This is a genomic window from Anabaena catenula FACHB-362, from assembly GCF_014698735.1.
GTDB classification, from domain to species: domain Bacteria; phylum Cyanobacteriota; class Cyanobacteriia; order Cyanobacteriales; family Nostocaceae; genus Anabaena; species Anabaena variabilis_A.
Genome location: NZ_JACJTQ010000017.1, coordinates 63,475 through 89,876, shown reverse-complemented (window position 1 = coordinate 89,876; position 26,402 = coordinate 63,475). Strand labels below are relative to the sequence as shown.

The following is a 26,402-nucleotide window of genomic DNA, read 5'->3' as shown; positions in this document are numbered from 1 at the left end:
CCGCACAAATTCCCGTGTATAATAGTTCACGAATCACCCAAAATTCACATCAATTCACTTTTAAAACTTACACAGGTGGAAACATTAACAGCAGATGAGTTCATGAAAAGGCTAAACCATTGGTCACTTCCCGGTAAAAACTCGTACCACTGTTGTTGTTTCCGCTCCATTGCTGGAGGCGAATTGAGTTGCGCGACCCAATCCGCGACACACCGAGGGGTGTGTTTCGGCTGCTGGGTCAAGCAGCCTCATCAGGCGGTTTTAAATTTAGGGAAGTTGATCACAACTGCTTTGGCTTTATTTTGCCGCCCGGTGTAGTATTGGCGAATAAACTCATCAATGGACTCTGGAGTTTGTCGCGCCATTCGCATTTCTGCCTGCTGGACAAGAAAATTTAAACATTCATCAGGAGAGCGTCCAGAACCTTTGGAGAAAAGCTCAACCGCTACACCAAGAGTCAAAGAATTAAGCATAAAGTCACGCTTGCTTAGTAGAAATTCATCTTCTTGTGATTCAGTCATTTGTTTTCTTTATTCTCAATTACTACAACTGTTCGAGATTGTTCGTTATCCTGGTTCCGCCATGATTCGGCAATTAAATCTCCTACTATTGCGGAAACTTTATCGTCAGGCAAGCCATCAACGTATCCGATGATTGGTATCCCGAAAAATGCAGCCATATCGTCAGCCGATACGTCACATTTTTGAGATAAAAATTCTGCCATTTGAGAAGTTGTAGCTGTATTAACTACAAGTGTTCGCTTACGAATCAATACATAATCATCATCGTAAGGTAGAAGTGATCTTTGGATGCTTTGATTAGAGGAAGAGGTCTGTGTCATTATTGATGTCTTCTTCGGTTACTTTATGAGGGTCGGGTGGATAAAGTTCATTCATTACAAGTTCTTTACATTCCTTCATTCCTTGCTCTGGGGTTTCACCAGCGTCGGCATTGACTATAAATTCAGCTTCAACGGTTTTAGATTGGTAGTTACCCGGATTTTTAATCTGTTTGTAAACAACTTTTGTTAGTGGCATTTTCACCCCTTAAAATTCATCTCGTAATTAAAATCTGGTCGGAGTTGCTTGAGGATGCGTAGGTAACTTTCAGCATCTGAACGATGACGAAAAGTTTTCACATCCACCCATGCAAACGTGTGACCTTCGAGTCTAGAAATAACCCAGGGTCTAAGTTGTGATTGTGTAGTCATGACTTTATTGTTGGTTGAGTTGCAAGATAATTGCTGTCATTTGTTTTTCAACGTCAGGGTCATCCATAAGTCTGACAATGCTGTTGATCAGTCCGACGGCAACCATGTATACCTGCCATTCCTCCAGTGACGGATACTTGTCCCGAATCTTGTCGTTAAGGTCGTCGAGTGAATCTAAAACAAGAAGTTCGTGTTGGTTCACAGGTATTGGTCGTTGGGTATTGGGTAACAGGGAATTAGCAATGGGGAATTTTCCCCATTACTATCAGTCATCAGGTCAGGAACACATCAAGAATTATTTACTCGTCATCTTCGTCATCTTCGTCGTCCTTGGACTTGATGACTAGAATTGCGTTACGATTTTCGTCTTTTTTAACTTCGTCGATGTGCAAATTAACGCCATCATCTTCTACTTGAACAGTTGCGCCGTCTTGAAATTGATCAAGTTTTGCAATGAGTTCTTGAACTGTTAAGGTCATGGGTTTTATCCTTTGATTTTGGAATAAGTGGTCGTGTTGATATGTGCAATTCATTGGAATTGCAGACATGGATGAGAGAAAGTCCCCAAATTAGTGGGGACAGACAATTTAGCTGTACGTCTACCAGGTTGTTTCCGTGCGGATACTCGCAATCACAATGCACGGGTGCTTGCTCCATGTGGGAATCCCCGGTGTGGGGTGGGAGCGTTGTTAATCCTATATAGGATATTGAAAAATAACATAGCATCCTCTATAGTAATTTGTAAAGAGAAAATTGCTATTCTATATAGGAAGTTGCTAATGGTTGTGGAAAATGCCGAAAGCCAAACACCGCGAGAATGGACAAATCAAGAAGAGTGTAGGGCTAGTTCTGACAGAAGATGCCTTGATCGGACTGGATGCAATAGCCAATCAGTTTGGAGTGAGTCGCTCACATTTAGTCGAGATGATTGGGCGCAAACAGATTCCTGTAACACTGGAGGCATCACTCTTGGGGGAACCCTTGAGCAGCTAATTAATGACACTCATGCTGAATTGCGTGAACTGGACAATAGAAGCGAGAAGTTGCATAAACGTTTGTCTGAGTTAGTTGAGCTGCTCAATAGTTTGCAGAAAACCGAAAATCCATAAACCGTCCACCTGTTCCACAGGTCAGGACGGTTTTTTAATGCTTATGACTGGCATCACTGAAGGGAAACACTTAAAAGCTACATGATGAATTAATACCACTCACCTTATTAACTCATCATGAGCCATCCAATTCTAATACTGTTACTGGCGATGTTGGCAGGGTCTTTGTATCTCGCGTGGCTAGTTATCGACGCGGATAAATCAGCGCGGCGGCGTTACAGGCGGACTAGTAAAAATAGTGCCAAACGCAAGCAAAAGGTTAGTTCATTAACCAGAGGCAAGCTGTTGAGGATGGTACAGGGAGATGAGGATTTGGCTTACAGACTAGTCAGGCACGTGAAAGCTTCGTTCCCGAATCAATCGGATCAGTGGTGCTGGGAAAAAGCGATTTGGGATTTGGAGCGCGATCGCAATTAACATTCCTGCCACCTAACCAATAGGTGGCGACAGATTCTTGTATTCAAAAACATGACTTGGACAAATAAACACGACGCTTTCTGTCTAGAGAATCACATCCCGCCCGCTGCCAAACTTCTCTGGCAGTGGCTACTACATCACCACAAAGAATCAGAAGAACTGGAGCCAGAACTCAAGAAAGAGTTCAATGCCTGGGTGCAAAAGCATCGGGGTAGAGGCTATCACGTCAACACAATCAAAACTGCTCTTGCTCGCTTGATTGATTGTCGAGTAGTCCAGGTGCTAAAACAGTGGTCATGGCATGAGGTACGAATTATCACCCGTCCCCTAGATTTCTTTAAGCCGAAAAAAAATTCACAAAACCGTCATCAAATTGACAAAAGACAGCCCTCAAACGATATATCTACCGAAAAGGAGGTTTGCAGCAGCAGCAATAATTCTATTAGCGAAGAACAGATACTCGAACATGAACAAGTACTGACAGAATGCGAAAACGTCGGTATTGTATTTGACCCAATTGGGTCACCAGAGATTTTAAATTACTGCCATGAAGAAGTGAAATTAGCGATCGCACTTTTTCACAAACGTGGTGGACATGAAAAAATCAAAAATCCTCAAGGTTGGTTGCTCCAGTGCTTGCGCCGATGCTGGTATGACCAACCCAAAAACTGGAGTTTTACCGATTTACTGATAGCTCTAGGAATTCAGAAAACTTAAATTTTGGATTTTGGACACCAAGTGTTTACCAACTATGAATACTTTGTTTAACCTGGCAGACTACAACACAGTCACCCCAGTGCGTGACCCCTATTGGGATGAAATCGTTTTAGACAGCTCTGGAAGAGTTGAAGAAAGCGGACAAACTACACTTTTTTATGATTCAACTGAGGAACCGCCGGAGCCTGATGACTTCCAGAACTTACAAGATTTTGAATTAGCTTGGCAAGATTGGGAAAAATTGCACCCAGACTTTAAGTCAGATATGAGTGTTCTGGAAGAGGAAGAAAGTCTTCCAGAACAAGAAAAAACTGATTATCCAGAACTTCTCCATAGTCTTCCAGAACAACCTAAACAGTGGCTGGAAGAATATTATGTAAGCCGCAATGGTAAAAAGCATTGGTATTTCCGATATTGTTTTTACTCGTTGGGGATTCACCACATTCATATTCCAGGGGGAAACATTGAGAATGCGATCGCAATTGGGAGGAAGGAGATGATTGAGAGAGCGATCGCACTGGGCAAAAGTCCTTACGAAATTCAAAACTTTATCAAAGGCGGTTTTGGGCTTAACGGTTACAGACTTCTCTAAAAAAAATAACTCCCCCTGCGCGCAAAGGAAAGTTAGTTACACCATCTTGTAATTGACTTGTTTAGGGTTGCAGTACAAATATATCACAATCCCGCTACGGCCTTCATTACCTGTTCCGGTGAGGTTTGGATATATCGCTGTAAATTCTGCAAACTTTCATGTCCGGTGATTTGCTGAATTACAGACAGAGCAGTTCCATTGTTCGACAGATTGGTGGTGGCAGTACGACGGAAGCTGTGGGAACTATACCCAAGTCCTGATAGACCAGCCTGCTTAATTGCCCGTCTGAGTGCATCGTCAGCCGATTGAAATTGTAAATGGCCACTTGCGCCTGGAAATAAAAAGCCAGCACTAGGATTTTGACTTAACCAGTAATACCGCAAATACTCCCTCAGTTTTGGACTTGTGGGGACTTGGCGCGTTTCTCTGGTTTTGGTGGTACGTCGCTGGTATGTAATTGAATCCATCGGCTTGCTGTCGCTGTAAACATCAGACGTTTGCAGCTGCAAAACTTCACCCATTCGCGCAGCGGTCAAGTAAGCAAGGCGAAAAATCATCTTGTGATTTTCGCCCACTGTTTTTTCTATTAACTTGTCAAAGTCAGCTTGAGAGAAAATTGAAGCTTGTCCACATCTGTTTACCTTCATCTACCAGTTTCACTTACTACAATAATAAAACTTGTATATTCGACTTTTTGATATTAGATATCAATAGCTGTAGTGTAGACACAGAAAGCTTTTACGTCAATCGTATATTACACATCTTTTACCTAAAAGATGTATATTTTCAAAGTTTAACTTCTAGTTTATAAATGTCTTTAATCATTATTAATAATTAAAATGGCAGTCCCAACAATCGCCGAGGTGTTTGGAAGCGGTGCTTCACAAACCGCTACAACTATCACAATTGCAAAAGCTGACCTTCCAGGACTAACGGCATCTTCAAGTAATACAGCAGAAAGTTTATTAGTGGGGATTATCTTGGCAGCCCAAGCCTTTTTGACTCAAGCAGCTTTTGGCGCGAATATCGACCAAAGTACATACATAGAAAGTGGCTTCCCTAGTTTCACTAACAGGGGGACAAACAACGATTCGTATCGAGTTGATCAGTTGACGATTAGTTTAGCCAAACTGGATAGCGGCGCAACATTAGACCCAGACGATTACTAATGCCAGCAACACTTAATTATTCATTTGCGGGGAGTCCGAAAACAAAGGAATTCCCCACCTTCTCCTCTTCGGAATTGACGGTAGAGACTGGAGACCGATACCCCGGTAAGCCGGATGGGTATGACGGTAAGGGCTACAGATTAATTTTGAATGCCAATGTAATCGGCATTTTTCACTGGCACACGATCGCACAAACGGACAGAGGGAAGAATTTATACGCAATTAGATGTTGCGAGACTAAGGTAAGGGACTACGACATCATCAATCCGCTCTTGTTGGTCAAAGATGCTTCTATAAATTGTCCAACGCATTGCGATACTGTCCCGAAAGAATGCTTTTTAAAAGTTAAAGTAACGGCGACAGGGGTGTTGATTTTCGAGGATTCTGGACAATGTCCGGTTGATTACGGCTGGAGCAATTGTCCTCCAAACACCTTGGATTGCGGGAACTGTTGCTTGGATTGTGCAAGCATTTTTAATGCACTATCAGGATTAAAGAAAGCTTTATTCAACCTTAAATAACCATGAGTAGCTGTGACGAAATCTCTGCTGAAATTGCAGCAGTAAAAGCTTTAGTTTTGGGACTTGAGAATAAATTCGCTCTCAAGTCTGACCTTAATAAATACATTAAAAACGAGGAAAAATCTAGCATAATTAAGTCCGCCATAAATGGCGCAGACTTACTAATAACTCCGACTATCGGATTTATAGCTGCAAAGGCAATTGCTCCGGTAGCAAAGGATTTGTCAATATTGACAACAAAGACCTTACCCGTAACAAATGCCCTCTCGCCTCTAGTGGGAAAAGTTGGGGTGCTTTTACAGATAATATCTTTGATATCTCAGATATTAATTGCCGTGGCGCTAGTTGGGCGTATTGATGCCCTCGAAAGTTTAGTGGATTCTATTGCCAGAGATTTATCTAAAATCCTGACTCTGATTACTCCAATTAAAAGCCTTGCTCAATCTGCACTAAGTAAAGCCGAACAAGCTCTTTCTCGTGCGCTAATTCCTGGTGCAAAAGGTGAGCCAGGTATTCAAGGAAAGCGAGGTTTACAGGGTATTCAAGGTATTCAAGGAAAGCGAGGTTTACAGGGTATTCAAGGTATTCAAGGAAAGCGAGGTTTACAGGGTATTCAAGGTATTCAAGGAAAGCGAGGTCTACAGGGTATTCAAGGTATTCAAGGAAAGCGAGGTTTACAGGGTATTCAAGGTATTCAAGGAAAGCGAGGTTTACAGGGTAAATCTGGCTTAGATGGGAAATTTAATATGGCAGAATTACAAGGTATTCAAGCACAACTCGGACAAATAAATTCAAATATTCTCGCGGGAAATCTTCGGAATATAGAAGCTATAAAAAAAGTACCCGTAGAAATAATTGCTGATAACAAGCGACTGGCTACAGATGTAATTCCTAGCAAAATGCAGGAAAAACTTTGTGAGGAATTACAAAACGGAAAGTGTTTTCCTAATGGTTTAAATATGTGGTACGAAGCCTCACCATTAGCATCAGTACCAAACAAGATTTCTAATCTTACTCCAGTGGTAGTGAATACTGGCAATATTGTAAACAATGCAAACAACAACGTTACCAAATTGGGTAATCAAATCAATAACGTTAACAACAATGTCACCAACTTAGGCAATCAGGTTAATACCACTAACAATAATGTTACTAAATTAGGTAATCAGGTTAGCAACATCAATAACAATGTCAACAATGTTAAAAACAATGTCACTAACTTAGGCAATCAGATAACTAATCAAATCAATAACAACTTTGATTATATAGATGATCGCATTACCAATATTGATAACAGCGTTAATACTGCCAACGAGAATATCAACAATGTAGATAACAGTGTCAATAATTTGAGCAATCAAGTTACCAATGTAAATAACAGTGTTAATACGACTAATCAGAATATTACCAATTTAGATAATAGTGTCAACAACTTAACCAATCAAGTTACCAATGTAAACAATAATTTTGATACTACCAACCAGAATATAACTAATGTTGACAATAGTGTCAACAACTTGACTAATCAAGTTACCAATGTAAATAACAGTGTTAATACGACTAATCAGAATATTACCAATTTAGATAACAACGTCAGCAATTTAACCAATCAAATTAATGGTGTTGATAATAAAACAACACAAATACAGCAAACTCTTGAGGAAATAAAAAATCAGGAATCTGATTGCGATACTTATTTCACAACTGTAACTGTTCCTGTCGGTTCATGTGAACTTAGCACGACAACCGGTAAATGGGAGTTTAAGGAATCACAGATAAATATTGATGTAATTTGTAACAAGCTAAACACTAAAAGTGAATCCTCTAAGGTTTACAACTTTTACAAACAGCAGTTTGACTTGTACAAAGACTTTTGCAATGCGAGAAACGATGACAACTATGCAGTTGTACCGGAATGGTGGCAAGTCAGGAATTTTCAGAAGCCACAATTAGTTGTTCAATTCGCAGAAGTTCTGCCCGACGGGAAGCTAGGTAAATCTAGATGGACTTCAACCATCCCGCATTATAACAAAGACAAGAATTATAAATTATCTATTCCTGATTACGAAAAAGGAGATTATGAAGGAATTAAAGAGTTAGCCGACAATTCCAAGATAATTGTTAATGGAAGCAACGAAGCCACTTGCCTGCAAGTAATAAATAATTTATTAAGTCATGTTCCTGAAAAATTTACTATTGGTACTAAACCCCCCAAGATAGGCAAGAGGGAGGGAGTTTACAAAAAATGCAAAGTCAGAGCAGTTCGTTGTCATTATTTCGCAACGGGTCAACAAGATTTAGTTCCTACATGGTCAAAATCATTGAGAAAAAATGACTGAGTTTTATGAAGTTTATATGATAGATAATCGGCGTGCTGTTCCTTTGCAGGCTTATGCACGTTTACTTAATTATTCTCCAGGATATCTCATTGCACTTGTCAAAAAATTGCGTCAAAGACGAATTTATATAGGTGTTAAATGGCGTAAATATTGGTATATATTCCTGCCCAACATCAGCAGGATTCAATCCCCTAATAGAAGCGTTGAACTTACGGAACTTCCTAGCGGACAACAAATTGATGTTGATGCAAATTGGGAGAAGGTCGCAGAGGTTGAGCCAGATATTGCCCCTGTGCAGAAAAACGAAAATAGCAACAATCGACCACCGCTGATCTTGACTGTTAATCAAAATAGAACTTTAGGAATTGTGGTGAACACATCTTCGGGGTTAATCCCGAAGATGGGAACTCCACTGGTAGGGGTTCAAAACCAGCAATACCGGGCTACAACTGAATACAGCTACGGAAATTACATTAACTACGACCCTAACAAGATGAGTACATTTGACCCCGGAACCTCTGGAACCTTGAAATCTACCCAGATTCCTCAAGCTTTTTTTGAGGTTTGCCGTGCATTGGATGCGGCCGAAAATACTCGCAACGGCGCTAACCCTGGACTTCCTCCCAGACGAAACCTCTCTACCACAGCCAGCTTTGACACTGGTACTATTGCAGTTGCTGCCACTATTCCAATTGTTACTACCATCCAAGCGGACGGTACTATCCAAATAGCTGGAAGCGATTACTTGGGAAGTACTTACTCGACTTTCGCTAATGGTGGTGGAGGTTTAGAATCCACCAATATTGTTGCAGCTTTTCTAGAAACTGCCTCATTGTTGAGCGCTGCTGAAAAAGCAGTAACGCCTGTTGAGAACCAGCCCAATAATGTCCAGATTCAGATTGACGTGGAGGCGGGTTCCGTTGTCGTATCCGCGAACCTACCTTTTACTACTGTCGCTGCATCCAACGGTGACGTAACCATCAAAGCCATTGATTACCTTTAAGTTGATTGATTTATCAACTAATTTATTAACTAACTTGGAGGTGATTTGTAATGGCGAAACAAGCACAAAAAATAGGACCACGGGTTACTGTTGTTTTTGGTAGTGTTACGGTTGAGAAACCGGGCAACAAATCTGGAAAAGGACGAGGCATACAGTATGTCTATATGCGAAAGGCAACAGCCGATTTTTTTGGATTAAAACCAGCGCCAAACGCGGTAGGGAAAGCTCCCGCTAAGGGTGGGACAGCCAGACCCGTAAAAGGAGCAAAAGGTTCTGGTTCGATTAAAATTCCGGTGGGAAGCGGCGTTGGTGCTACAAATGCAGTGTCAAAGGGGAAAGGCAAGGTAGTTTACAAAGCTATACCTGTTCCAAGTGGAGCCACTATCGCCCAGATTCGCAAATTTATCTCAACCTTTGCCAAAAACAAGCCAGTTGATTTTGTGACCAAGGGTGGACAGACCTGGCCTGTTCAGTCCCTAAACTCAAAAGGCAAGTAATTAGTGGAAACTCAATTAGTTTTCCAGAGCGAGTACAGATGGGACTTGAAGAAAGTCGAATCTGTACTTATTCCTTATGTGTTTGACGATGACCCAAGCTTGATAATCACTGTTTCATCAAAATCTAAGCTATTCAAGAATTATCAAACTTGCGGACGGCTAGATGAGATTTTGATTGATTACCCTAACAAGCTTGTCGCATCTAGCCAGGTAGTTAGGCTGGAGAAGAATTTTCAATATTTACTCTCAGGGCAAGGACGGTTTCAATTGTTGTTTTACCCCTATCAGTTCATGGGTAAAACACAAATTGCAGTGAGGCGGATTTTATGACTAATGAAAAAACACCCCTGACGACGGAACGGGTGACAGTGTTGATCACGGTACTGACTATTCTTGTCCAAGCTGGGCTTTACCTGTCATCAGGTGGGTTCGCTGCGGGCAGCAAGCTCAACCAGATTGAATCTGAATTAAAGCTAATCAGACAAGAGGTTGTGTCCGCTAATCAAATCCAGAATTATCGCCTGGATAAGCTTGAAGGGGCAAAAACTGCTAACTCATCTGGCAATAATTGACTCTATTGCTAACTAATATTAATAGAGTCTGGATGAATTGTTATCAAGCTGGTGCGGTTGATTTTCAAGAAGCTTGATTTATCAATACTTTCGAGGGACGAAAGCATCTGCACCTGGACGCGGGAAGCTGTGACGCGGCGACTCTTTTTTTATTGAGAATTGATGAGAATGTGCCTATTCTGGCGTGTAGTACTCGTTGTCCTGCAATCTTTGGCACTAGATACTAGCACGCTCTTTGCAATCATGACTGTAATTTGTCTGTGACCTCGGTAATCTTGTCGGATAGTTCTATTTCTAACTTCTGCCGGTATTCACACAGTTCTTGCTCAATTCTTATTTTTTGTGCCTCAAGAAAAGCTATCTTGTCTCTAATCTGTATGAGAAGATTGTGCCATTTTTGCTCAGGGGTTGGGTTGAAGTGGGTATACTTTAAGCTCTCCAAATCATCTTTGTTCATGAGCTTTACGATTTTTCTTATAGTTTGCGATTGTCCTGGGGATTCCCGGTATGATAAGTATTAGAGACGTTTTGTAATTATTTGAAAAGTGGAACTATGATTTTGACACTGGGTTGGGTATCACTGTTAGTTGTGTTCACTTGGTCGATTTCAATGGTAGTTTGGGGACGCAACGGACTATAGAGGAATCGTGGAAAATCCATTCCTGAGTATTTTGGCTTTGGTTGCCGTAGTGCTGCTAGTATCAGTTACAGGCGGTGTCGTTTATTTAACACTCGCTGATTGGCGCGATCGCCGTCGTCGAGAAGACGAAACACGCGAACTCCGACGCAGCACTGCCAAGCGAAGATGATTCTATTGCAGCCCATAGAGTGCTGTTTTCTGCTGTCATAAATATTTCGGTAGGGATGCGATCATATCGTGTCCCTATACTATATAAGTACTTCAGCAAAGTTAATTATACATTTTGCTAAAAAATAAAAATCTCTGTATTCCTTTACTGTTCCCTATTCCCTATTCCCTCCCCTAAATATGTAATTTATTTTGCACGACTACTTTTATACACTTAACAGATACCAAGATTTATTGTTACCTTAGAGAAGATAGTGGACTATATTAAGAATCATGTGGGAAATGGAGAATTTTTTGATCATGGAACTGATACAACCAACTTCCCAAACAGAATATCAGCTAGATATGAAATTTTCTCTGGATCAAGGAGAAAAACAAAAAGCTTTGTCTAGAGTAATTGCCCACATTCGTGAATCTCTAGATATAGATACTATCTTTAAAATTACAGTTACCGAAGTACGTCAGTTGCTTAATACAGATCGGGTTGGGGTGTTTCGGTTTCATCCTGAATCGGCATGGGAAGGGGAATTTATCTACGAGGATGTAGGAACACAATGGGTTCCAGCATTAGCTACCAAACTGAGAGATTGCTGCTTTGCAGTAAATTTTGCTGATATCTCTCAAGAAGAGAAAATCAGGGCAATATTTGACATTTGTGAAGATAATACCACTGATTGCCATCTTCAGATGTTAGAAAAATTTCAAGTCCGTGCAAATATAGCTGTCCCCTTAATCAAATGCAAGGATTTATGGGGATTGCTGTGTATTCATCATTGTAGTAGACCCCGACAATGGGAAGCATCAGAAATTGAATTTGTGCAATTAATTGCCGAACATTTGGGAGTTGCTTTACAGCAAGCAGATTACATAGAACAAATGAAACTACAATCTGCACAACTTGCACAAGCCAAAGCTAGAGAAAAAGCAGCAGAATGGCAAAAAACCATAGCTAGAACTATCGAAAAAATTCGCCAGTCCCTTGATTTAGAAAGCATTTTCCGCACCACCACCGAAGAACTCAGACAACTACTGAATAGCGATCGCGCCGCTATTTATCGCTTCAATCCCGATTGGAGTGGTGAATTCGTGTTTGAATCTGTAACTCAAGGTTGGGTTACGCTCATGCAAGAACAGTTACAACGACCAGAGTTAGGTGACAACATCAGCGAATGTAAATTAAAAGAATTAGTGGAACCTCTCACCGATACCTACCTACAAGATACAGGAGGTGGTCGCTTTGCTAAAGGTGAAGTATACCGTGTTTGTAATGATATTTATAATGCCGGATTTAGCGATTGTTACATCAAAATTTTAGAAAGTTATCAAGCCAGGGCTTATGTAATCGTTGCTATTCTTTATAATCACAAAATTTGGGGTTTGTTGGCAGTTTACCAAAACACAGGAACCCGCGATTGGCAAGAAGATGAAGTCTACTTACTCACCCAAGTTAGTTCACAATTGGGTGTAGCTTTGCAGCAAGCAGAATATTTGCAAAAAATGCAAAAACAAGCCGCAGAAATTAGCAAAGCAGCAGAACGGCAAAGAGCATTAGTGAATACTGTCGATAAAATTCGTCAGTCTCTGGATATTGACACCATCTTTAAAACCACTACTCAAGAAGTTAGAGGACTATTAGAAGTAGAAAGAGTGGCAATTTATCGCTTCTACCCTGACTGGAGTGGGGAATTTGTAGCTGATTCCATTTTAGATGACTGGACACCAATCATTAAGCCCCAACCTGTGAATGAAGGTGTTTTCTTACAAGGAACGCAAGCTGGGAAGTATGCGCGAAATGAAGTTTTTGTCCCCATTTCCCAAGGTGAAAAGCTGTGGGGATTGTTAGTAGCTTATCAAAACTCTCAACCCCGTTATTGGCAAGATGAAGAAATTAACTTGCTGGCACAAGTGGGTGTGCAATTAGGTGTGGCATTACAGCAAGCTGAGTCTTTACAACAGGTGCAAATTCAAGCCGAGAAATTGGCTAAAGCTGCCGAACGAGAACGGAAAGCGGCAGAAAGGGAAAAAGCTTTAGCCGCAACTGTGGAGAAAATTCGCCAATCTCTTGATCTGAATACTATTTTTGCTACTAGTACTCAAGAAGTTCTACGACTATTAGAAGTTGATCGAGTGACAATTTATCGCTTTCAGCCTGATGGAAGTGGCGAATTTGTAGCGGAATCCTTGGCTTATGGTTGGACACCAATATGGGAACTTGTGCCTGTAATTATCGATAATTTTCGCCAAAAAATCCAAGGAGGAGAATACACTAATGGCAAAATTATTGTTGTTAAAGATACCTCTAACATAATTGATTTTAACCGACATCTTGCCCTAATTACACCTACAGAAGCCAGAGCATATATGATTGTGCCAATTTTTCAGGGAGAGCAAATCTGGGGATTATTGGCAGCTTATCAAAATACTGAACCTCGTGATTGGCAAGAAGATGAAGTAGATTTGCTGGTGCAAATTGGCTCTCAATTGGGGGTAGGACTCCAGCAAGCTGAATTACTCGAACGGACACAACGTCAAAAAGAAGAAATTACCCAAACTCTCAAGGAATTGCAGCAAACTCAGAGCCAGTTAATTCAGAGTGAAAAAATGGCTGGTTTAGGGCAGTTAGTTGCTGGAGTCGCTCATGAAATTAATAACCCAATTAGTTTTATTTACGGTAATATACCCTACGTTACTAACCACACCGAAGATTTATTAACATTGCTGCGCCTTTATCAGAAAAACTATCCCCAGCCCATAGAAGAAATTAAAAACCAAGTAGCAGATGTAGATTTAGATTTTATCGCTGATGATTTGCCTAAAATTCTCAGTTCCATGATGAGCGGAGCAGATCGTATTCGTCAATTAGTGCTTTCTTTACGGACTTTTTCTCGCCTTGATGAAGCCGAAAAGAAACCAATTAATTTGCATGAAGGTATCGATAGCACGCTTTTAATTTTACAAAATCGGCTGCAACCACAGACTAATTTTCCAGCTATTGAGATAGTTAAGAAATATGATAATTTACCTCCGGTATTCTGCTATGCAGCCCAGATGAATCAAGTGTTTATGAATGTTATTAATAACGCGATTTGGGGAATAGAACAATCATTAGCAGCGGGAAAATTAACTGACAATCCTAAAATTTGGATTTCTACCGAAGTGACAAATAAAAATTCTGTTGTGATTCGTATTGCTGATAATGGTTGTGGGATTCCTCAAGGTATGGAATCGCGCATTTTTGAACCTTTCTTTACTACTAAGGAACCTGGACAAGGTACTGGTTTAGGATTATCTGTCAGTTATCAAATTATTGTGGAAAAGCACGGCGGTCAAATTAAGTGTTCTTCTGAACCTGGTAATGGTGCTGAGTTTTGCATTGAAATTCCCATGAATCGCTAGGTATGAATCCTAGCCCAGGATCTTCTGGTATTTAAGCGAGTATCAAAAAAATTCTGCTATTCCTAAGTAGTTAACTAGCTAAAAAATTATATTTTGTATAATTTAAAAACAAGTACCTCAGCAAAATTAATTATACATTTTGCCAAAAAATAGAAATCCTTGTAATCTTGTTCTGTTCCCTGTTAAGAGTTCCCCTCTCAAAATGTGCAATTTATTTTGCACCACTACTTATCTATATCAATTAGCATTTGCGAGTATTTTTTTACCATCCTGAATATTGACGAGTAACTTATTTTTTTATATAAATGAACTAAATAAGAAAGAATTAATGTAGCTCACTGGAAGTATCGCTTGTTAGCTTTTAGAAAGCTTTAGCATGAGGGAATTTAAAGATGAAACGGTATATGCCTTTTATACTCATTGGCTTTTTGCTGTTTGTGGCGGCAGGAGATAAAGTGTTTCCTGGTTCATTAGGGCAAGCCAGCACTCATACTCGCCTAGGCATGAACAAATTTTTTATTGGCTTGTTTCCTTCTTGGAGGCCAAAGACAGACCCCTACGCACGGACAGAGAAGCAACTGCGAGAAACGGAAGAAAAAAAGTAGCTTGTTAGCTTAAAATGGAGTTCGATTATTCTGACTCGTTAGGTGACAAAAGTACAAATTTTGATAAACTTCACTATCACCTATTGATGCAGGAAATTTCTAGTTTATTAGCTTCACAATCAAAATCGCGAAATGAAGCAGGTATTAACAATAAATTTCGCCTCGTGATCAACGTAATATCTCTCTGATAAACCTCTACCCTAACAGTAGAGAGGCTTTGATTCACCGTTTCCTACTAGAAAAGGGGGTTGGGTCTATTTGATGTTTTTTAAGCTTGACTTACTTAACAACCTTAATTCAAACTTCTTTAGACATCAACCTTTCTTTAAATATGCTTCATCCAGGAACCTTGTAGAGACCTTCCATGGAAGGTCTCTACATTCTTTTTCACCAGATGTCTTTTGGATAAACATCGTCCTATCAATTATCTACAGCAGGTTTCAGGTAAATGTGGTGCAAAATTTAAGAACAAAGCCACATAACACAAGAGTTTTAACCTTGTTCCCTGTTAAGAGTTCCCTGCTGTAGATAGACTTAGTTTTGGTAAACTGCTGCCTTTTATTTCACCTGAATTATAAAAGTAAGATACTTAAAGCAAAAGCCGTATAGTCCTGAAAGTTTGACTATCGGCTGATGTGCTGACAAATATTAGATTTTTTAAATGGCTCAGGTCAGATTTGAACTGACGACCCCAGGCTTATGAGTCCCGTACTCTAACCAACTGAGCTACTGAGCCGTGTTGTTTCATCAACTTCTATTAAGATAGCATACAATTTTAGCGATCGCAATTCCTATTGATAAAAATCTCCTCTAAAAAAATCAAAGAGGGAGTATATCTCCCTCAACGAACAAGGCAATGCCTGAGTTAAAAACAGCTAGTCATTACAGCCGTGCTGGTAAGAAAGCAATGGGGTTAACTGCACCTTTACCTGATGGATGAACTTCAAAGTGGGTGTGAGGGCCAGTACTGAAACCAGTGCTGCCCATAGCGGCGATTGTTTGTCCTTGTTCTACTTGTTGACCGACTTGTACCAAAACTCGGCTGTTGTGAGCATAACGAGTCAAGGTACCATCGGCATGGCGGATTTCAACTAAAATGCCATAACCACCGTTATTCCAGCCGGCTTTTTCCACTACACCAGGAGCCGATGCGTAGATTGGTGTACCAACGCCATTAGCAATATCAATACCCCTGTGCATTCTACCCCAACGCCAGCCATAACCAGAGGAAAGTACTCCCTTTGCTGGCCAAATATAACCTGTGGAAGAAGTAGATGGGGAATTAGTATTTGGGTCAACAGATCTAGGTAAGTATATATCCACAGATGCCAAAGGTGGCAAGGTGGGAGACACCCTAGTTCCTCGCAATTTACCTAAAGAGTCAGTAGCGGTAACACCTGCGGGAGGTACTGCTAACCTAATGCCAGATGAATTACGATTGGAATATTTCGGGGCTGCTGTTTGATTTGACAGAAATTCTGGGTTAATTGGCTCGTTAGTGGGACGAGGAGTAGCACGGAATAGAGGCTTAACAGGTTTTTCGCTGTAACTGGGTAGTATGGGTTGAGGTACAGGAATCGCCACTGAATTGAGTTGGGAATTAACCGTGACAGCGGAGACATTCTTGGTTCTCTGCACAGCAATCGGCCGGACTGAATTATCAGTTTCCGTGACTGTTGGCACAGTTACAGTAGACTCTTGAGACATACCTGATTGTTGAGCGCGGTATTTTTCGCGTAGTCTCTCAATTTCTGCTTGTAAACTGGTGAGACGCTCATTACCTTTAGTCTTGGCTAACTTTCGAGGTGGTTTTTGAGCCGTTTGAGTTCTCGTCGCACGATTGCGTATTGGAGTATCACCACCCACACCATAAGATCTAGGGGGAGTAGCGTCAGTATCTGGAGTTGGAAGCTGATTCTCCCTAGCTGCTGGTACGGGGATGGTAATACTGTTGGTGATAGCAGGAGTGTTTACCGACAGCTGATTCTCCCTAGCTGCTGGAATGGGAATAGCAACGCTGTTGTTGTTAGCAAATACTGGTGATTGTGAACCAACAGTTAGATTGGTATCTAATTTAGGCTTACTCACAGGAGAACTAGCAACTGTGGGCATACTGCTAGGCTGGACAAAATTGGGCTGAATTGCTACAGTAGGCTGGTTGAAGAGGCTACGCTCCGCTTTAACAGCAGGGATAATCAGTTTTTGACTGATTTGCAGTTCATTGGGATTGTTGAGATTGTTAGCTTTGACTAGTTCTGAGACTGAAGTACCGTAATTGGTAGCAATTTCTGCTAATGTGTCTCCTGGTTTAACCTCGTAGGTGAAGAGAGGTAATTGAGCGACAACTGTAGGTGCTGCTGGTGCAGGTGTCATTACCTTCTGCTCTAGCGCACTTGTGTTTTTATCCTCTTTTAACTTGGATATCAGATCGACTTGCTTGGGTTTAGTCAAATCTTCTGACTGTACTGCCACAGTTTGATCAGCTACGGTTGTTGGCTGTGCCTGTTCAATACCAGATTGTGATAAATTGTTGGTCTCCTCAGACCGCAACTCCGCCAGACTATTTCTTAAACGGTTCGATTTTTCCTGTAAGCGGTTGAGAGCAAACTCTTGCTGCGCTTTCAGTTGGACATTCACATCATTACTGATTCTGTTCTCTGTTTGTACAGTTACAGGTGTAGGTTGGCTGCCAACAACACTGGGATTGGCTGCAAATTGTTGTGATGTCTGAGGCAGCTGGTTAGCTGTTTGTAATGTGGATTGAACTGAGTTATTTCTCAATTCCGGTGCTATTTGGGGTTGTAAGTAGATAGCATTTTTGTCGGCTTCTGAGACCGGAATTTTGACAGCCTTTTCTTTGGCTGTAATTGGCCATTTAGCTTCAAGCCCAGGCACTTGCGAAACTGCTGTTGGTTCCACGATGACAGGATTTTCAGGCACGCTCGCTGATGAGACGGCTTGGGACTCCAGCTTTGTGGCTACAAACTTTATCTCAGTCTCAGCAGCAGCCGGAATTGTTGAGGCTGCTTTTTGACTGCCAACAGGAGCCGCTGCTTGGGCTTGATCGCTTTGTCGAGTCACCAAAAGGCTGGTTGCGCCCATTGAGATTGCCAAGCCAATCATAGCGGCTTGGGTTCGCGTCCGGCGGGTTGCTTTGGGGTTAGCCTCATTTAACTGCTCTACCGGGGCATCATCACTGTTAGGGGTATTGTTCAACACAGCCTTTACTCTCTTTTTCAATGCTCGTTTCAAAGACGACCTCCTATGATCACGCTTCGCTTAACTGACCTTGATTTTTCAAGTTGGATATTAATCCATGATTGAGATCACATCAAACGATATATCAAGATCACATTCATCAGAGATACTTAGGCAAGATTAACCTGCTTCTCTGATTTAAACAAGTTCATACTTGTTAGTAAACCTTAAAATTTGTGTGCTGACTTGTTTGTTACCACTCCTCATAAACCCAGGAATGTTCATTCTTGACAGTTATCTTGCTGATTTTGCTATGGCGGGGGCTAGACAAATTATGATAGCTTTGCTGAGTCCACGAGCGCTGTTAGCGGTTGATCGGCTGCGACTTCTGGAAAGACGATTATCCTGCTGTAAATATTTTCAAGATTTTTTTATCCAATCAGTCTTATCAACACGAGACTTTACGTCGTTTATTCCCTAAAAAACAACCGTACAAATTCGCAGCAAGATAGGAGTTATATGATTGTGTCACCAGATACAAATAGCTAAGATGCTCTCTAGTAAATGCTTTTGCCGATTTTATCTCTCAGAATGATGTAATTTAAATTTACTAAAATCTATCATTGAGAATGGGTAAGGACTCAAAGTTAATATACAAATTTCTTATATTAGCTCTGCTAATCTAAAAGACATTTTTTTTATATGGGTTGAGAGATGATTAAAATTTTGGTTTAACTACTCACTTTTTTAAGTAAATTCACCCAATTAATGACTTCATCACACTCTTATTTTGTAAAAAAAAGTCAGTTTTTATACTTAAAATTTCATTAACTATTGTAAATAGCCTAACTGACGGCGGGATTCAAACAAGCTGATAGCTACACTTACGGATAAATTCAAGCTACGAACTCCCGGTTCAGTCATGGGAATATGGAGAATGGAGTCGCAGGTGGAGAGAACAATGGGTGGTAAGCCTTGGGTTTCACTACCAAACAGCAGCCAATCATCGGCTTGAAATTGGAACTTGGTATAGTTAACACTGCCACGAACGCTAAAACCTAACAGTCTGCCCCCACGCTGATTATGGATGATTTGGAATGCTTCTAAGGATTCGTGATAGTGGAGTTTGACATAAGGCCAGTAATCTAAACCGGCTCTTTTGAGGTAGCGATCGCTAATTTCAAATCCTAAAGGTCCTACTAAGTGTAATTCTGTGCCTGTAGCGGCGCAAGTACGGGCAATATTGCCTGTATTAGGAGGAATTTGTGGGTTAACTAGAACTACCTGAGGCATGGTCACGAAAAGTTAAGAATTCTATAGAATACTGTAGCGCAGGTAGAAAATCTACCGATAGATAGAGATGGATCACCTATAGGTTTTGTTAATACCCCTGAAATAATCACCAGCGATTAGATTTTTAAAACGAAGAAAGTGGGAGACGCGGGGACACGGGGACGCGGTGAGGGGGAAGTAGAGGACGCGGGGACGCGGTGATGGGGAGACGCGGTGAGGGGGAAGAAGAGGACGCGGTGACGCGGGGATAGGGAGACGCGGTGACGCGGAGATGGGCAAGAATATTTATCTTTTTTCTGTCACCTGTCACCTGTCACCTGTCACCTGTCACCTGTCACCTGTCACCTATTACCTGAGAAATTAAGCTAATAGAGACGAACACAACTTGTTTTCTAGTTCCTGTTCCCGTTCTTGAGTGGCAATAATTGCCTGGGTTATGACTTGCTGAGAATCAACACCGACTTTGTGTAACTGTAACCACTGTTGGGCTTCATTACCTTCGCGGAGGATTTTTTGCAAGGGGGAAAGGAAACAGCTGAAGCCTTGTTGTTTAGCTATTCCCCAAACTTCTTGGTATAGTTCTGCAATCCAATCTCTGGCGAGGATGTTACTACCATCTTGCCAATGTTGCAACTGAGCATCAAGACTCGCTGTAGCGGCTGCCATTTCATTTTTGGCAGTTAGGGCGATCAATTCTTCAGGGGATAAGCTGCTTTGGGTTAAAGGATCGATGTTGGGGTTGTCGATGATTTGTAACAATCGGGCTTCGAGTAAAGCGGTAATTGCTAACAAGGAAATGGGATCTGTGACTAAATCGCAAATTCGCAGTTCTAGACGATTTAAATCATAGGGACGGCGATCGCCATTTGGCCGCACTGATGTCCACAAATGCCGCACGTTTTGCATTGTCCCCGCCGCTAGTTGTTCACCCACCCACTGGATGTGATGGGCGTGGCTGGAAAATAAGGGTACATGAGCAGGGGTTTGGGGGAAGAGTCCCCAACGGGTGGAATGATAACCTGTGGCTTGACCGTTTAGGAAAGGAGAGGAGGCGCTGAGGGCAAGGAAGAGGGGTGCTTCGAGGCGGATGACTCTACAGGCACGCATTAGTATTTCTGGGTCACTGATGCCAATATTGATGTGTACGCTGGCGGTGACTACTTTTGTGCCATAGGTTTGCTCAATGTAGTCATGATAGGAGTTGGTGGGGTCGGAACGGTAAAAGCGATCGCTCCCACTCAAAGATAGAGTGCTTCCTGGAATTAAGGTATAGTCGCCTAACTGTTGTAGATAGTTACGCAAATCTCGTCGGGGACGCAGCAAGCCACACAATTGATTTTCGTAATTACTGGATGGTTGGGTTATGTATTCTACGTTGCGGCTATCTGGCTCCCGCATAAATCCATCCAAGTCTCTGATAATTTGGTCGGAGAGTCCGACTATTTTACCTTGAGGTGTGCCAGTGTATATCTCAATCTCAAAGCCTTTTGTTAAGACCATTTTTTTCCTCGGCTCTCCTAAATTGTGCATAAATTGTATCAAATTTGACGATTCTCTGCATGACGGTGGTTTTGTGCGGTTGAGGATGAGATAGATTTATTCACCGCAGATGGTAGACTCCCATTGAGTGACTTCTCGGAGAATACGCAGACAAACGCAGATAAAAGGTGATGGAGTTTGGTTATTAGTTTTGTGTCTGTTTTTTGATTTTGGGTTATTTAATTTTCTGGCTTTTGAGGTATTGTCTGTGGCAATATCGTTGTTTTGGATAAATCTATGTTTTGGGACTTTTTGAGAATTTCTTCACGTTGTATTTTGATAGCTTCATCTGATAATTCACATAAGGTTAGTAATGATATTTTACTTTCTTTTAGTAATGAATTTATTCGCTTTGTAGCTACTTCTAAAATTTGCTTATCACTACTGATTTGAATATTTAATTCATCTTCTAAAACATTGAATATAACAAATAGTGATATTGGTTTCCAAATTATTTTACTTGCAGCTAGTACCCGAAAATCAGTAATCATTTTTCCCTCTTCTGGTACATGAATTGCTAAACCTGAATCCTGAAGCATTTGCTGTATTTCTTCAAGTGAGAATGTAGAAATTTGGTGAATCTTATGATCAATATTTACAAATTTTCCTAAATCAGGTAAATTAACTGTGACATCATCTAAAGATTCAGATTGAAAGGTAATTGTTTCAGCTAAAGAGTCGCTAATAGCATAAATTTGGATGGTATAAGGCGGTTTTGATACAGTTCCTTTTTCATAGAATAAATGCCCTTCAGGTGTGACTGTAATTTGTTTTGTAGTAGCTAAAGTTTGTAATGTCTGAAGAGTTGAAATTGTACTTTTTACAAATACAGCATCAAGCCCAAGTACTGATGCTAATTCATCTGCGGTAGGTGGTGGTTCAAATTCAATAGCCGCACGGATAATAAATTCTTCTAGGACATTAAATTGTCGTGGTTCTTTGATAGTCAATTCCACAGTACTTTGACGCAAACTATAGCGGAATTGACGGGCTGCGAAAACTGCTAAGTTAGCATTTTGTGCTTCAATTTTTTCTACCGCATTTTTAAGAATTTCATCAATAGGTTTAGACGTGGAAGCTGGAAACATCAATAAAACCTCTATGATAATTGACAATATTGGCAACTTCAGAATACATACCGCCGACTGTACCTGATTTACTGGTAAATAAATCGTGACAACCAACAATTACTAGTAATTCTTGAGCGCGGGAAAAAGCGACATTAACCCGTTCTGGTTTTTTTGCAAATCCCACATCTCCTTGACTATTATTACGAACCATACTCACAATTACAACTGCTCTTTCCATTCCTTGAAATCTATCAACTGTACCTGTTCTAATTTGCAAAGAAGGGAAAAGCTCAGATTGTAAACGTTCATCAATTTTTCTCAATTGAGCGCCATAAAATGTAATTACAGCTATTTCTTTTTTGGATTCACCATTAGCAACTTTCTCAGCCCAAGTATGCTCAAATTGCTGGCATATATTTTCTATGACATCAATTTCGGGAATATTCAAAAATGAAGTTCCCTGACGTTCTTCTTGAAACTCGTTTTCTCTGGGCATTTTCACCCAAATTAAATGCTGATGTTCTTGAATTATTTCCCCTGCTAAATTATGAGCGCGTTTTGTATCAGGTTCTAAAATACCACATTCTAATTTACCATCATAAAATTGATTAATTGCTCCCATAATGTTTGGGTGCATTCGATATTGGGTATTTAGCATTTCTTTGATACTTTTATCCGCAGTTTCAAATTGAATTTTAAATAATGATTCTTCTAAAAATTGCAATTCTTCTCTGGTATTGCCAATTTTTTTAGCAACTTCTTCAACAGTGCTAGTGTCAAGCATTGGTGGTAATTGTCGATGATCTCCTACCATGACTAATTTTTTACCTTTTAATGCGGGGATTAGTAATTCTGGTGGAGTACATTTACTAACTTCATCAATAATCACAACATCAAAAGATTGAAATTCTTCAGAAAAATTGTAATTTGCCGCTTGCACACAGGTAATACCAACAACGTTAGCATTATCTAAATAAATTTTTCTTAAATCATTACTATCTCTTTCTGAAGGTTGACGTAATTTTGTAATCCAATCTTGAACAAAGTTTTGATATTTATGGAGATAATTTTCTTCATTTTGTCGTTGTTTTGTCCAATTTTTAAACTTCTTTCTGATGTTGCGTAAAAAGTCTAAATCAAATAATTCATTTTCAGGAATTTCTAGTTTAAATTTATCAGGTATATTTTGCCATTCTTGTGTCCACCAATAGCGATATTTGATTAACTCTTCTGATATTTTTAATTCTTGTTTTTGTTCTAATTGGTGTAGATTAGCTTGGAAAGTTTCCAGTTTTTGTAGAGAAATTGCAGTTTCTGTTTGTAATGTTGAAAATTTTTCATCTAAAGAATTTTTAATTATTTCTAGTATCACCAGAGGTTCTAATGATGGAATTAAAGTCTCAAGTTGAATTATGCGACTTTCACAAAAACTTACTTGCGTTGTAAATTCTTGGGTTTGTTCCCAAATATTTGATTGTTTAGCTAAATATTTTTCTGCTAAAATCCGTAATGAATTAGGTATATTTATTTTTTTGCTAATTTCTTCCAAGCTATTTACAACTTGTACAAGTTTCACATTAGCATCTTGGCTATATTTTTCTACCTGAAATTGAACTTCCGATATTTGTTCTTTGGTAATTCCATTATTGGGCAGTTCATTTAATTGCTTTTGCTGTTTTTGTAAAATAGTAAGCTGTTGTTCAGCTTCTGTTTTAATTTTCACAACACATTGACGGGCATTTGCAAGAATTATATCTAGTAATTCTTGGGTAATGCGGCTAAGAGTAGAGTTGATGTTATCCAATTCATAAGATGTGCTGTATGTTTTTTGGAGTCTAATTAAAAAAGATTGGGTATTTTCAACCAGTGTTTTACGCTGTTTAGGGTTCAGGAGTTGATAATCATTTAATTCTTGATAAGTTACCTGCCATTGAGTGCGATCGCTTTTTGATAGTACTATGGGAATTTGACTAAAATGTTCCTGCAAAAAATAACTAAAATTATGTTCTTTCCCCCGTCTGTCAGTAAATTTGCCTTGGATTTCATAAGATATTGCTTTTGTCAATAACTTCCAATCTGGTAAGCTTATTTTATAATTTTTGGGTACAAGTGGTAATTTTAAATTTTTGGCAAACATCAATAAACCTAGTGGTAAATCTACCATATTATCTGTTAATGGTAAATCTGATTGCTGACAATTTTTTAATACTTGATATAGATTGTTATAAGCTGTAGATTTCCATTCTATAACTGCTTCAATAATATAATCTATTTCGCGTTTACGGTTTTCCCATATTTGAATTGTTGGTTGTAGACTTTGATCTTTATTTAGAAATTGCTCATACTCTGCTTGTAACTGATGTAAATATGTAGAACTCTGTTTGAAAGCCTGTACCAATGTAGATAATTCTGACATGGCTATATTCACATCATTAGCATAATTTAATCCTGTTCTAAATTCAGAAATTTCAGTTGCTACAGTTTCACGTAACCAAACCGCTAACCCAAATGCACCACGCACAGGACGAACTAAGCCCAGTTCATCTGTATAAGCTATAGCTTGACGAACAGTTTCACGAAAATTTTCTACTTGATCATTATCTTTTGTATATGGTTGAAGACAGGGTAAAAAATCTTTTACTTCTGCTAAATCCCAATTTATTGGTACATTTTTGAGGAGATTATTCAATCCAGAAAGTAGATTTTCTATTTTATTTTGATTGGCTAAGGTTTGATGATAATATATTTCTTGATTTTTACATATTTCCTTTAATTCATCTATTTCTGCTTTTGATTGATTTTGTTTTTGATTAAATTCTTCCTCAGATTTGAGATAAGCTACAAAACGTGGTAATAATGCTAATAATTGATTAATAATCGTGATATTTTCCTGACGTTGATCAAGATTATTTTCGCAGTCGTTGGCGGTATTTTCTAACCATGTGCCAATTACTTGATCTTCTAAAAATGGCTGTCCCTCTTCTCCAACTTTTTCGGATCTGCCCTTTCTCACAGCCCGAATTACTGGGTTATGAACTAATCGACTTAGAGCGTTATCAACTGCTAAATTGGCTTGAGAGGTAATTAATGTACGTCCACCTCGCAAAGCAACTTGATAGCAAATTTCCGCAATTACGGTAGTTTTACCAGTACCTGGTGGCCCTTGAATTAAAACTAAATCTTCGGCTGCAAGTACCATTTCTACGGATGCTTTTTGACCTGCATTTGCAGAAGATAATAATAAATCTTTTGCTTGCAGTTTGATTGTTTTTTTTATAGGTCTTGCTTGGGAAGCATCAAATAAAAAGTTACCTAAATAGGGATTTTGAGTGCGTCCTTGTTTTAATTGTTCTAAGGCTTTTTCTTTACGTTCAATTTGTTTAATATCCCCAGCAGCATCAAAAAATAAATATCCAGTCGCGGGAAGTTGATAATTTCCTGCTGCTATATATTCAACTAAATCGCGTTCTAATCTAATTTGAATAATATTAGATTTTGGATCGATTTTATCAATAGTTCCTAATTGACGACTGCTGCGACGATTTTTTTCTGTAGGTACAGTATCAGACAACTTAATATCTTGGTTTTTTGCCTGTTTTACCCGTTCCCAAAAGTTTTCTACATTTAAGTTATTTTCATCAGAACCATCAAGTGTAGCTGAATTGATATTAATTTCAAAAATAATTTGTTTATGATTAAGACTATATTTATAATTTATAAAAATTACACAAAACTGACGTGCTTTAGCTATACGTTCCTCAACTTTTAAAAAGGCTTTCCATGCTTGCAGTTGATCTTCTGTAGGTACATGATTACCACAAACTGGCATAGTTGCTATCTGTGCTAATGCCTTTGGAGGAATACCAATACGGTGTTCATGATTAGGCAGTAAACATAAACAATAAGGTGCAGCATAAGCATCAGATTGTCCCCGTGAAGGTTGTAATAAATAAGCTGAGAGAAGCTTTAAACCGCTAGAGCCATTTTTTTGTACTGCTGCTCTAAATCCTAAAGTTTTCTTGAGTTCTTTAAGTCTTTTAGGTAATAAAAAATCACTTTTATCTGTAGCTATTGTCAAATCCCAAATTTCTTCTCCTGCTTCTTTTCCATTACCATGACGACGAATATAAAACCAGCAAGGTTTTTGACCAAAACATTCAAATATTAACTCATGAGCGCGTTCTCTTCGCTCTCGAAATTCTGGATATAATTCTGCGGCTGATTGACCTTCAAAATTCTTGATTAAACTATCAATTGTTGAATTTATGAAAGTGTAACCCCAAGTTTCTGATTTGTTTTTATTTGCTAACTTTGGCATAGATACTCCTGATTTTTTGATCGAAAAGG

General features: G+C 39.6%; 26 protein-coding genes and 1 tRNA gene. 14 read left to right on the top strand and 13 right to left on the bottom strand.

The window, feature by feature from the left end; translation table 11 throughout:
- Positions 1-251 precede the first annotated feature (251 nt).
- From H6G68_RS12935 to H6G68_RS12915, 5 genes are all read right to left on the bottom strand, one after another.
- The gene (locus H6G68_RS12935) at positions 252-521 is read right to left on the bottom strand and encodes a hypothetical protein (RefSeq protein WP_190907018.1); all 270 of its coding nucleotides are present in this window, start codon (positions 519-521) and stop codon (positions 252-254) included.
- Positions 518-841 (bottom strand): hypothetical protein, encoded by a 324-nt coding sequence (locus H6G68_RS12930; RefSeq protein ID WP_190907017.1) that lies wholly within the window; start codon positions 839-841, stop codon positions 518-520. The genes H6G68_RS12935 and H6G68_RS12930 overlap by 4 nt, the downstream gene beginning before the upstream one ends.
- Positions 819-1,037: a hypothetical protein gene (locus tag H6G68_RS12925; RefSeq protein ID WP_190907016.1), complete on the bottom strand. Its 219-nt coding sequence runs from the start codon at positions 1,035-1,037 to the stop codon at positions 819-821. Before H6G68_RS12925 ends, H6G68_RS12930 begins: the two co-directional genes overlap by 23 nt.
- Positions 1,038-1,214: 177 nt before the next feature.
- A complete protein-coding gene (locus tag H6G68_RS12920) occupies positions 1,215-1,412 on the bottom strand; it encodes a hypothetical protein (protein ID WP_190907015.1) in 198 nt (65 codons plus the stop codon).
- Positions 1,413-1,509: 97 nt separating this feature from the next.
- The gene (locus H6G68_RS12915) at positions 1,510-1,743 is read right to left on the bottom strand and encodes a hypothetical protein (protein ID WP_190907014.1); all 234 of its coding nucleotides are present in this window, start codon (positions 1,741-1,743) and stop codon (positions 1,510-1,512) included.
- Between the two features lie 246 nt (positions 1,744-1,989).
- Between H6G68_RS12915 and H6G68_RS12910 the strand changes: the two genes are divergently transcribed.
- The 4 genes from H6G68_RS12910 (at position 1,990) to H6G68_RS12895 (ending at position 4,045) form a co-directional block, all read left to right on the top strand.
- Positions 1,990-2,319, top strand: coding sequence for a hypothetical protein (locus tag H6G68_RS12910; protein WP_190907013.1), 330 nt, complete (start codon positions 1,990-1,992; stop codon positions 2,317-2,319).
- Positions 2,320-2,436: 117 nt separating this feature from the next.
- Positions 2,437-2,736: a hypothetical protein gene (locus tag H6G68_RS12905; protein WP_190907043.1), complete on the top strand. Its 300-nt coding sequence runs from the start codon at positions 2,437-2,439 to the stop codon at positions 2,734-2,736.
- Between the two features lie 51 nt (positions 2,737-2,787).
- A complete protein-coding gene (locus tag H6G68_RS12900) occupies positions 2,788-3,453 on the top strand; it encodes a hypothetical protein (RefSeq protein ID WP_190907012.1) in 666 nt (221 codons plus the stop codon).
- A 34-nt stretch (positions 3,454-3,487) separates the two neighbouring features.
- Positions 3,488-4,045 (top strand): hypothetical protein, encoded by a 558-nt coding sequence (locus H6G68_RS12895; RefSeq protein ID WP_190907011.1) that lies wholly within the window; start codon positions 3,488-3,490, stop codon positions 4,043-4,045.
- Positions 4,046-4,128: 83 nt separating this feature from the next.
- Here the strand turns inward: H6G68_RS12895 and H6G68_RS12890 are convergent, their stop codons facing one another.
- Complete coding sequence (locus H6G68_RS12890) at positions 4,129-4,692, bottom strand: tyrosine-type recombinase/integrase (protein ID WP_190907010.1); 564 nt, start codon at positions 4,690-4,692, stop codon at positions 4,129-4,131.
- A gap of 192 nt (positions 4,693-4,884) precedes the next feature.
- Here H6G68_RS12890 and H6G68_RS12885 point away from each other — a divergent pair, with 192 nt between their 5' ends.
- From H6G68_RS12885 to H6G68_RS12860, 6 genes are all read left to right on the top strand, one after another.
- The gene (locus tag H6G68_RS12885; protein WP_190907009.1) at positions 4,885-5,214 is read left to right on the top strand and encodes a hypothetical protein; all 330 of its coding nucleotides are present in this window, start codon (positions 4,885-4,887) and stop codon (positions 5,212-5,214) included.
- Positions 5,214-5,735, top strand: a complete 522-nt coding sequence (locus tag H6G68_RS12880; protein ID WP_190907008.1) for a hypothetical protein — start codon at positions 5,214-5,216, stop codon at positions 5,733-5,735. The genes H6G68_RS12885 and H6G68_RS12880 overlap by 1 nt, the downstream gene beginning before the upstream one ends.
- A gap of 2 nt (positions 5,736-5,737) precedes the next feature.
- Positions 5,738-8,074 carry a collagen-like triple helix repeat-containing protein gene (locus H6G68_RS12875; RefSeq protein ID WP_190907007.1) on the top strand — a complete coding sequence of 779 codons (2,337 nt, stop codon included), beginning with the start codon at positions 5,738-5,740 and terminating at the stop codon, positions 8,072-8,074.
- Entirely contained in the window at positions 8,067-9,077 is a 1,011-nt protein-coding gene (locus tag H6G68_RS12870; protein ID WP_190907006.1) for a hypothetical protein, read from the top strand. Before H6G68_RS12875 ends, H6G68_RS12870 begins: the two co-directional genes overlap by 8 nt.
- 50 nt (positions 9,078-9,127) lie before the next feature.
- Positions 9,128-9,574 (top strand): hypothetical protein, encoded by a 447-nt coding sequence (locus H6G68_RS12865; RefSeq protein WP_190907005.1) that lies wholly within the window; start codon positions 9,128-9,130, stop codon positions 9,572-9,574.
- Between the two features lie 326 nt (positions 9,575-9,900).
- The gene (locus H6G68_RS12860) at positions 9,901-10,146 is read left to right on the top strand and encodes a hypothetical protein (RefSeq protein WP_190907004.1); all 246 of its coding nucleotides are present in this window, start codon (positions 9,901-9,903) and stop codon (positions 10,144-10,146) included.
- 241 nt (positions 10,147-10,387) lie between these two features.
- On the opposite strand, the gene H6G68_RS12855 is transcribed toward H6G68_RS12860, so the two are convergent.
- Positions 10,388-10,603 carry a hypothetical protein gene (locus tag H6G68_RS12855; RefSeq protein WP_190907003.1) on the bottom strand — a complete coding sequence of 72 codons (216 nt, stop codon included), beginning with the start codon at positions 10,601-10,603 and terminating at the stop codon, positions 10,388-10,390.
- A 96-nt stretch (positions 10,604-10,699) separates the two neighbouring features.
- On the opposite strand from H6G68_RS12855, the gene petN reads away from it, so the two are divergent.
- The 4 genes from petN to H6G68_RS12835 all read left to right on the top strand — a co-directional run bounded on the left by petN (position 10,700) and on the right by H6G68_RS12835 (position 14,955).
- On the top strand, positions 10,700-10,786 hold the full coding sequence (petN, locus tag H6G68_RS12850) for a cytochrome b6-f complex subunit PetN (RefSeq protein ID WP_013189847.1): 87 nt from the start codon (positions 10,700-10,702) through the stop codon (positions 10,784-10,786).
- A 7-nt stretch (positions 10,787-10,793) separates the two neighbouring features.
- A complete protein-coding gene (locus tag H6G68_RS12845; protein ID WP_016951251.1) occupies positions 10,794-10,955 on the top strand; it encodes a hypothetical protein in 162 nt (53 codons plus the stop codon).
- Between the two features lie 299 nt (positions 10,956-11,254).
- Complete coding sequence (locus H6G68_RS12840) at positions 11,255-14,350, top strand: GAF domain-containing protein (RefSeq protein ID WP_242045248.1); 3,096 nt, start codon at positions 11,255-11,257, stop codon at positions 14,348-14,350.
- Between the two features lie 392 nt (positions 14,351-14,742).
- Positions 14,743-14,955: a hypothetical protein gene (locus tag H6G68_RS12835; RefSeq protein ID WP_190907001.1), complete on the top strand. Its 213-nt coding sequence runs from the start codon at positions 14,743-14,745 to the stop codon at positions 14,953-14,955.
- 662 nt (positions 14,956-15,617) lie between these two features.
- On the opposite strand, the gene H6G68_RS12830 is transcribed toward H6G68_RS12835, so the two are convergent.
- The 6 genes from H6G68_RS12830 to H6G68_RS12805 form a co-directional block, all read right to left on the bottom strand.
- Positions 15,618-15,691: transfer RNA gene (locus H6G68_RS12830), tRNA-Met, on the bottom strand.
- A gap of 146 nt (positions 15,692-15,837) precedes the next feature.
- Positions 15,838-18,174 (bottom strand): peptidoglycan DD-metalloendopeptidase family protein, encoded by a 2,337-nt coding sequence (locus H6G68_RS12825; RefSeq protein WP_339327858.1) that lies wholly within the window; start codon positions 18,172-18,174, stop codon positions 15,838-15,840.
- 810 nt (positions 18,175-18,984) lie between these two features.
- Entirely contained in the window at positions 18,985-19,446 is a 462-nt protein-coding gene (locus H6G68_RS12820; protein ID WP_127054693.1) for a tRNA (cytidine(34)-2'-O)-methyltransferase, read from the bottom strand.
- Positions 19,447-19,806: 360 nt separating this feature from the next.
- Entirely contained in the window at positions 19,807-20,946 is a 1,140-nt protein-coding gene (gene gshA, locus H6G68_RS12815; RefSeq protein ID WP_190906999.1) for a glutamate--cysteine ligase, read from the bottom strand.
- Between the two features lie 218 nt (positions 20,947-21,164).
- A complete protein-coding gene (locus H6G68_RS12810; protein WP_190906998.1) occupies positions 21,165-22,073 on the bottom strand; it encodes a hypothetical protein in 909 nt (302 codons plus the stop codon).
- Positions 22,051-26,373 carry an AAA domain-containing protein gene (locus tag H6G68_RS12805; protein ID WP_190906997.1) on the bottom strand — a complete coding sequence of 1,441 codons (4,323 nt, stop codon included), beginning with the start codon at positions 26,371-26,373 and terminating at the stop codon, positions 22,051-22,053. The genes H6G68_RS12810 and H6G68_RS12805 overlap by 23 nt, the downstream gene beginning before the upstream one ends.
- Between the last annotated feature and the right edge of the window lie 29 nt (positions 26,374-26,402).

Bases quoted from the DNA above. Each gene is read 5' to 3' on its own strand.
- H6G68_RS12935 (WP_190907018.1), bottom strand. From the start codon at position 521: ATGACTGAATCACAAGAAGATGAATTTCTACTAAGCAAGCGTGACTTT.
- H6G68_RS12930 (WP_190907017.1), bottom strand. From the start codon at position 841: ATGACACAGACCTCTTCCTCTAATCAAAGCATCCAAAGATCACTTCTA.
- H6G68_RS12925 (WP_190907016.1), bottom strand. From the start codon at position 1,037: ATGCCACTAACAAAAGTTGTTTACAAACAGATTAAAAATCCGGGTAAC.
- H6G68_RS12915 (WP_190907014.1), bottom strand. From the start codon at position 1,743: ATGAATTGCACATATCAACACGACCACTTATTCCAAAATCAAAGGATA.
- H6G68_RS12910 (WP_190907013.1), top strand. From the start codon at position 1,990: ATGGTTGTGGAAAATGCCGAAAGCCAAACACCGCGAGAATGGACAAAT.
- H6G68_RS12905 (WP_190907043.1), top strand. From the start codon at position 2,437: ATGAGCCATCCAATTCTAATACTGTTACTGGCGATGTTGGCAGGGTCT.
- H6G68_RS12900 (WP_190907012.1), top strand. From the start codon at position 2,788: ATGACTTGGACAAATAAACACGACGCTTTCTGTCTAGAGAATCACATC.
- H6G68_RS12895 (WP_190907011.1), top strand. From the start codon at position 3,488: ATGAATACTTTGTTTAACCTGGCAGACTACAACACAGTCACCCCAGTG.
- H6G68_RS12890 (WP_190907010.1), bottom strand. From the start codon at position 4,692: ATGAAGGTAAACAGATGTGGACAAGCTTCAATTTTCTCTCAAGCTGAC.
- H6G68_RS12885 (WP_190907009.1), top strand. From the start codon at position 4,885: ATGGCAGTCCCAACAATCGCCGAGGTGTTTGGAAGCGGTGCTTCACAA.
- H6G68_RS12880 (WP_190907008.1), top strand. From the start codon at position 5,214: ATGCCAGCAACACTTAATTATTCATTTGCGGGGAGTCCGAAAACAAAG.
- H6G68_RS12875 (WP_190907007.1), top strand. From the start codon at position 5,738: ATGAGTAGCTGTGACGAAATCTCTGCTGAAATTGCAGCAGTAAAAGCT.
- H6G68_RS12870 (WP_190907006.1), top strand. From the start codon at position 8,067: ATGACTGAGTTTTATGAAGTTTATATGATAGATAATCGGCGTGCTGTT.
- H6G68_RS12865 (WP_190907005.1), top strand. From the start codon at position 9,128: ATGGCGAAACAAGCACAAAAAATAGGACCACGGGTTACTGTTGTTTTT.
- H6G68_RS12860 (WP_190907004.1), top strand. From the start codon at position 9,901: ATGACTAATGAAAAAACACCCCTGACGACGGAACGGGTGACAGTGTTG.
- H6G68_RS12855 (WP_190907003.1), bottom strand. From the start codon at position 10,603: ATGAACAAAGATGATTTGGAGAGCTTAAAGTATACCCACTTCAACCCA.
- petN (WP_013189847.1), top strand. From the start codon at position 10,700: ATGATTTTGACACTGGGTTGGGTATCACTGTTAGTTGTGTTCACTTGG.
- H6G68_RS12840 (WP_242045248.1), top strand. From the start codon at position 11,255: ATGGAACTGATACAACCAACTTCCCAAACAGAATATCAGCTAGATATG.
- H6G68_RS12835 (WP_190907001.1), top strand. From the start codon at position 14,743: ATGAAACGGTATATGCCTTTTATACTCATTGGCTTTTTGCTGTTTGTG.
- H6G68_RS12820 (WP_127054693.1), bottom strand. From the start codon at position 19,446: ATGCCTCAGGTAGTTCTAGTTAACCCACAAATTCCTCCTAATACAGGC.
- gshA (WP_190906999.1), bottom strand. From the start codon at position 20,946: ATGGTCTTAACAAAAGGCTTTGAGATTGAGATATACACTGGCACACCT.
- H6G68_RS12810 (WP_190906998.1), bottom strand. From the start codon at position 22,073: ATGTTTCCAGCTTCCACGTCTAAACCTATTGATGAAATTCTTAAAAAT.
- H6G68_RS12805 (WP_190906997.1), bottom strand. From the start codon at position 26,373: ATGCCAAAGTTAGCAAATAAAAACAAATCAGAAACTTGGGGTTACACT.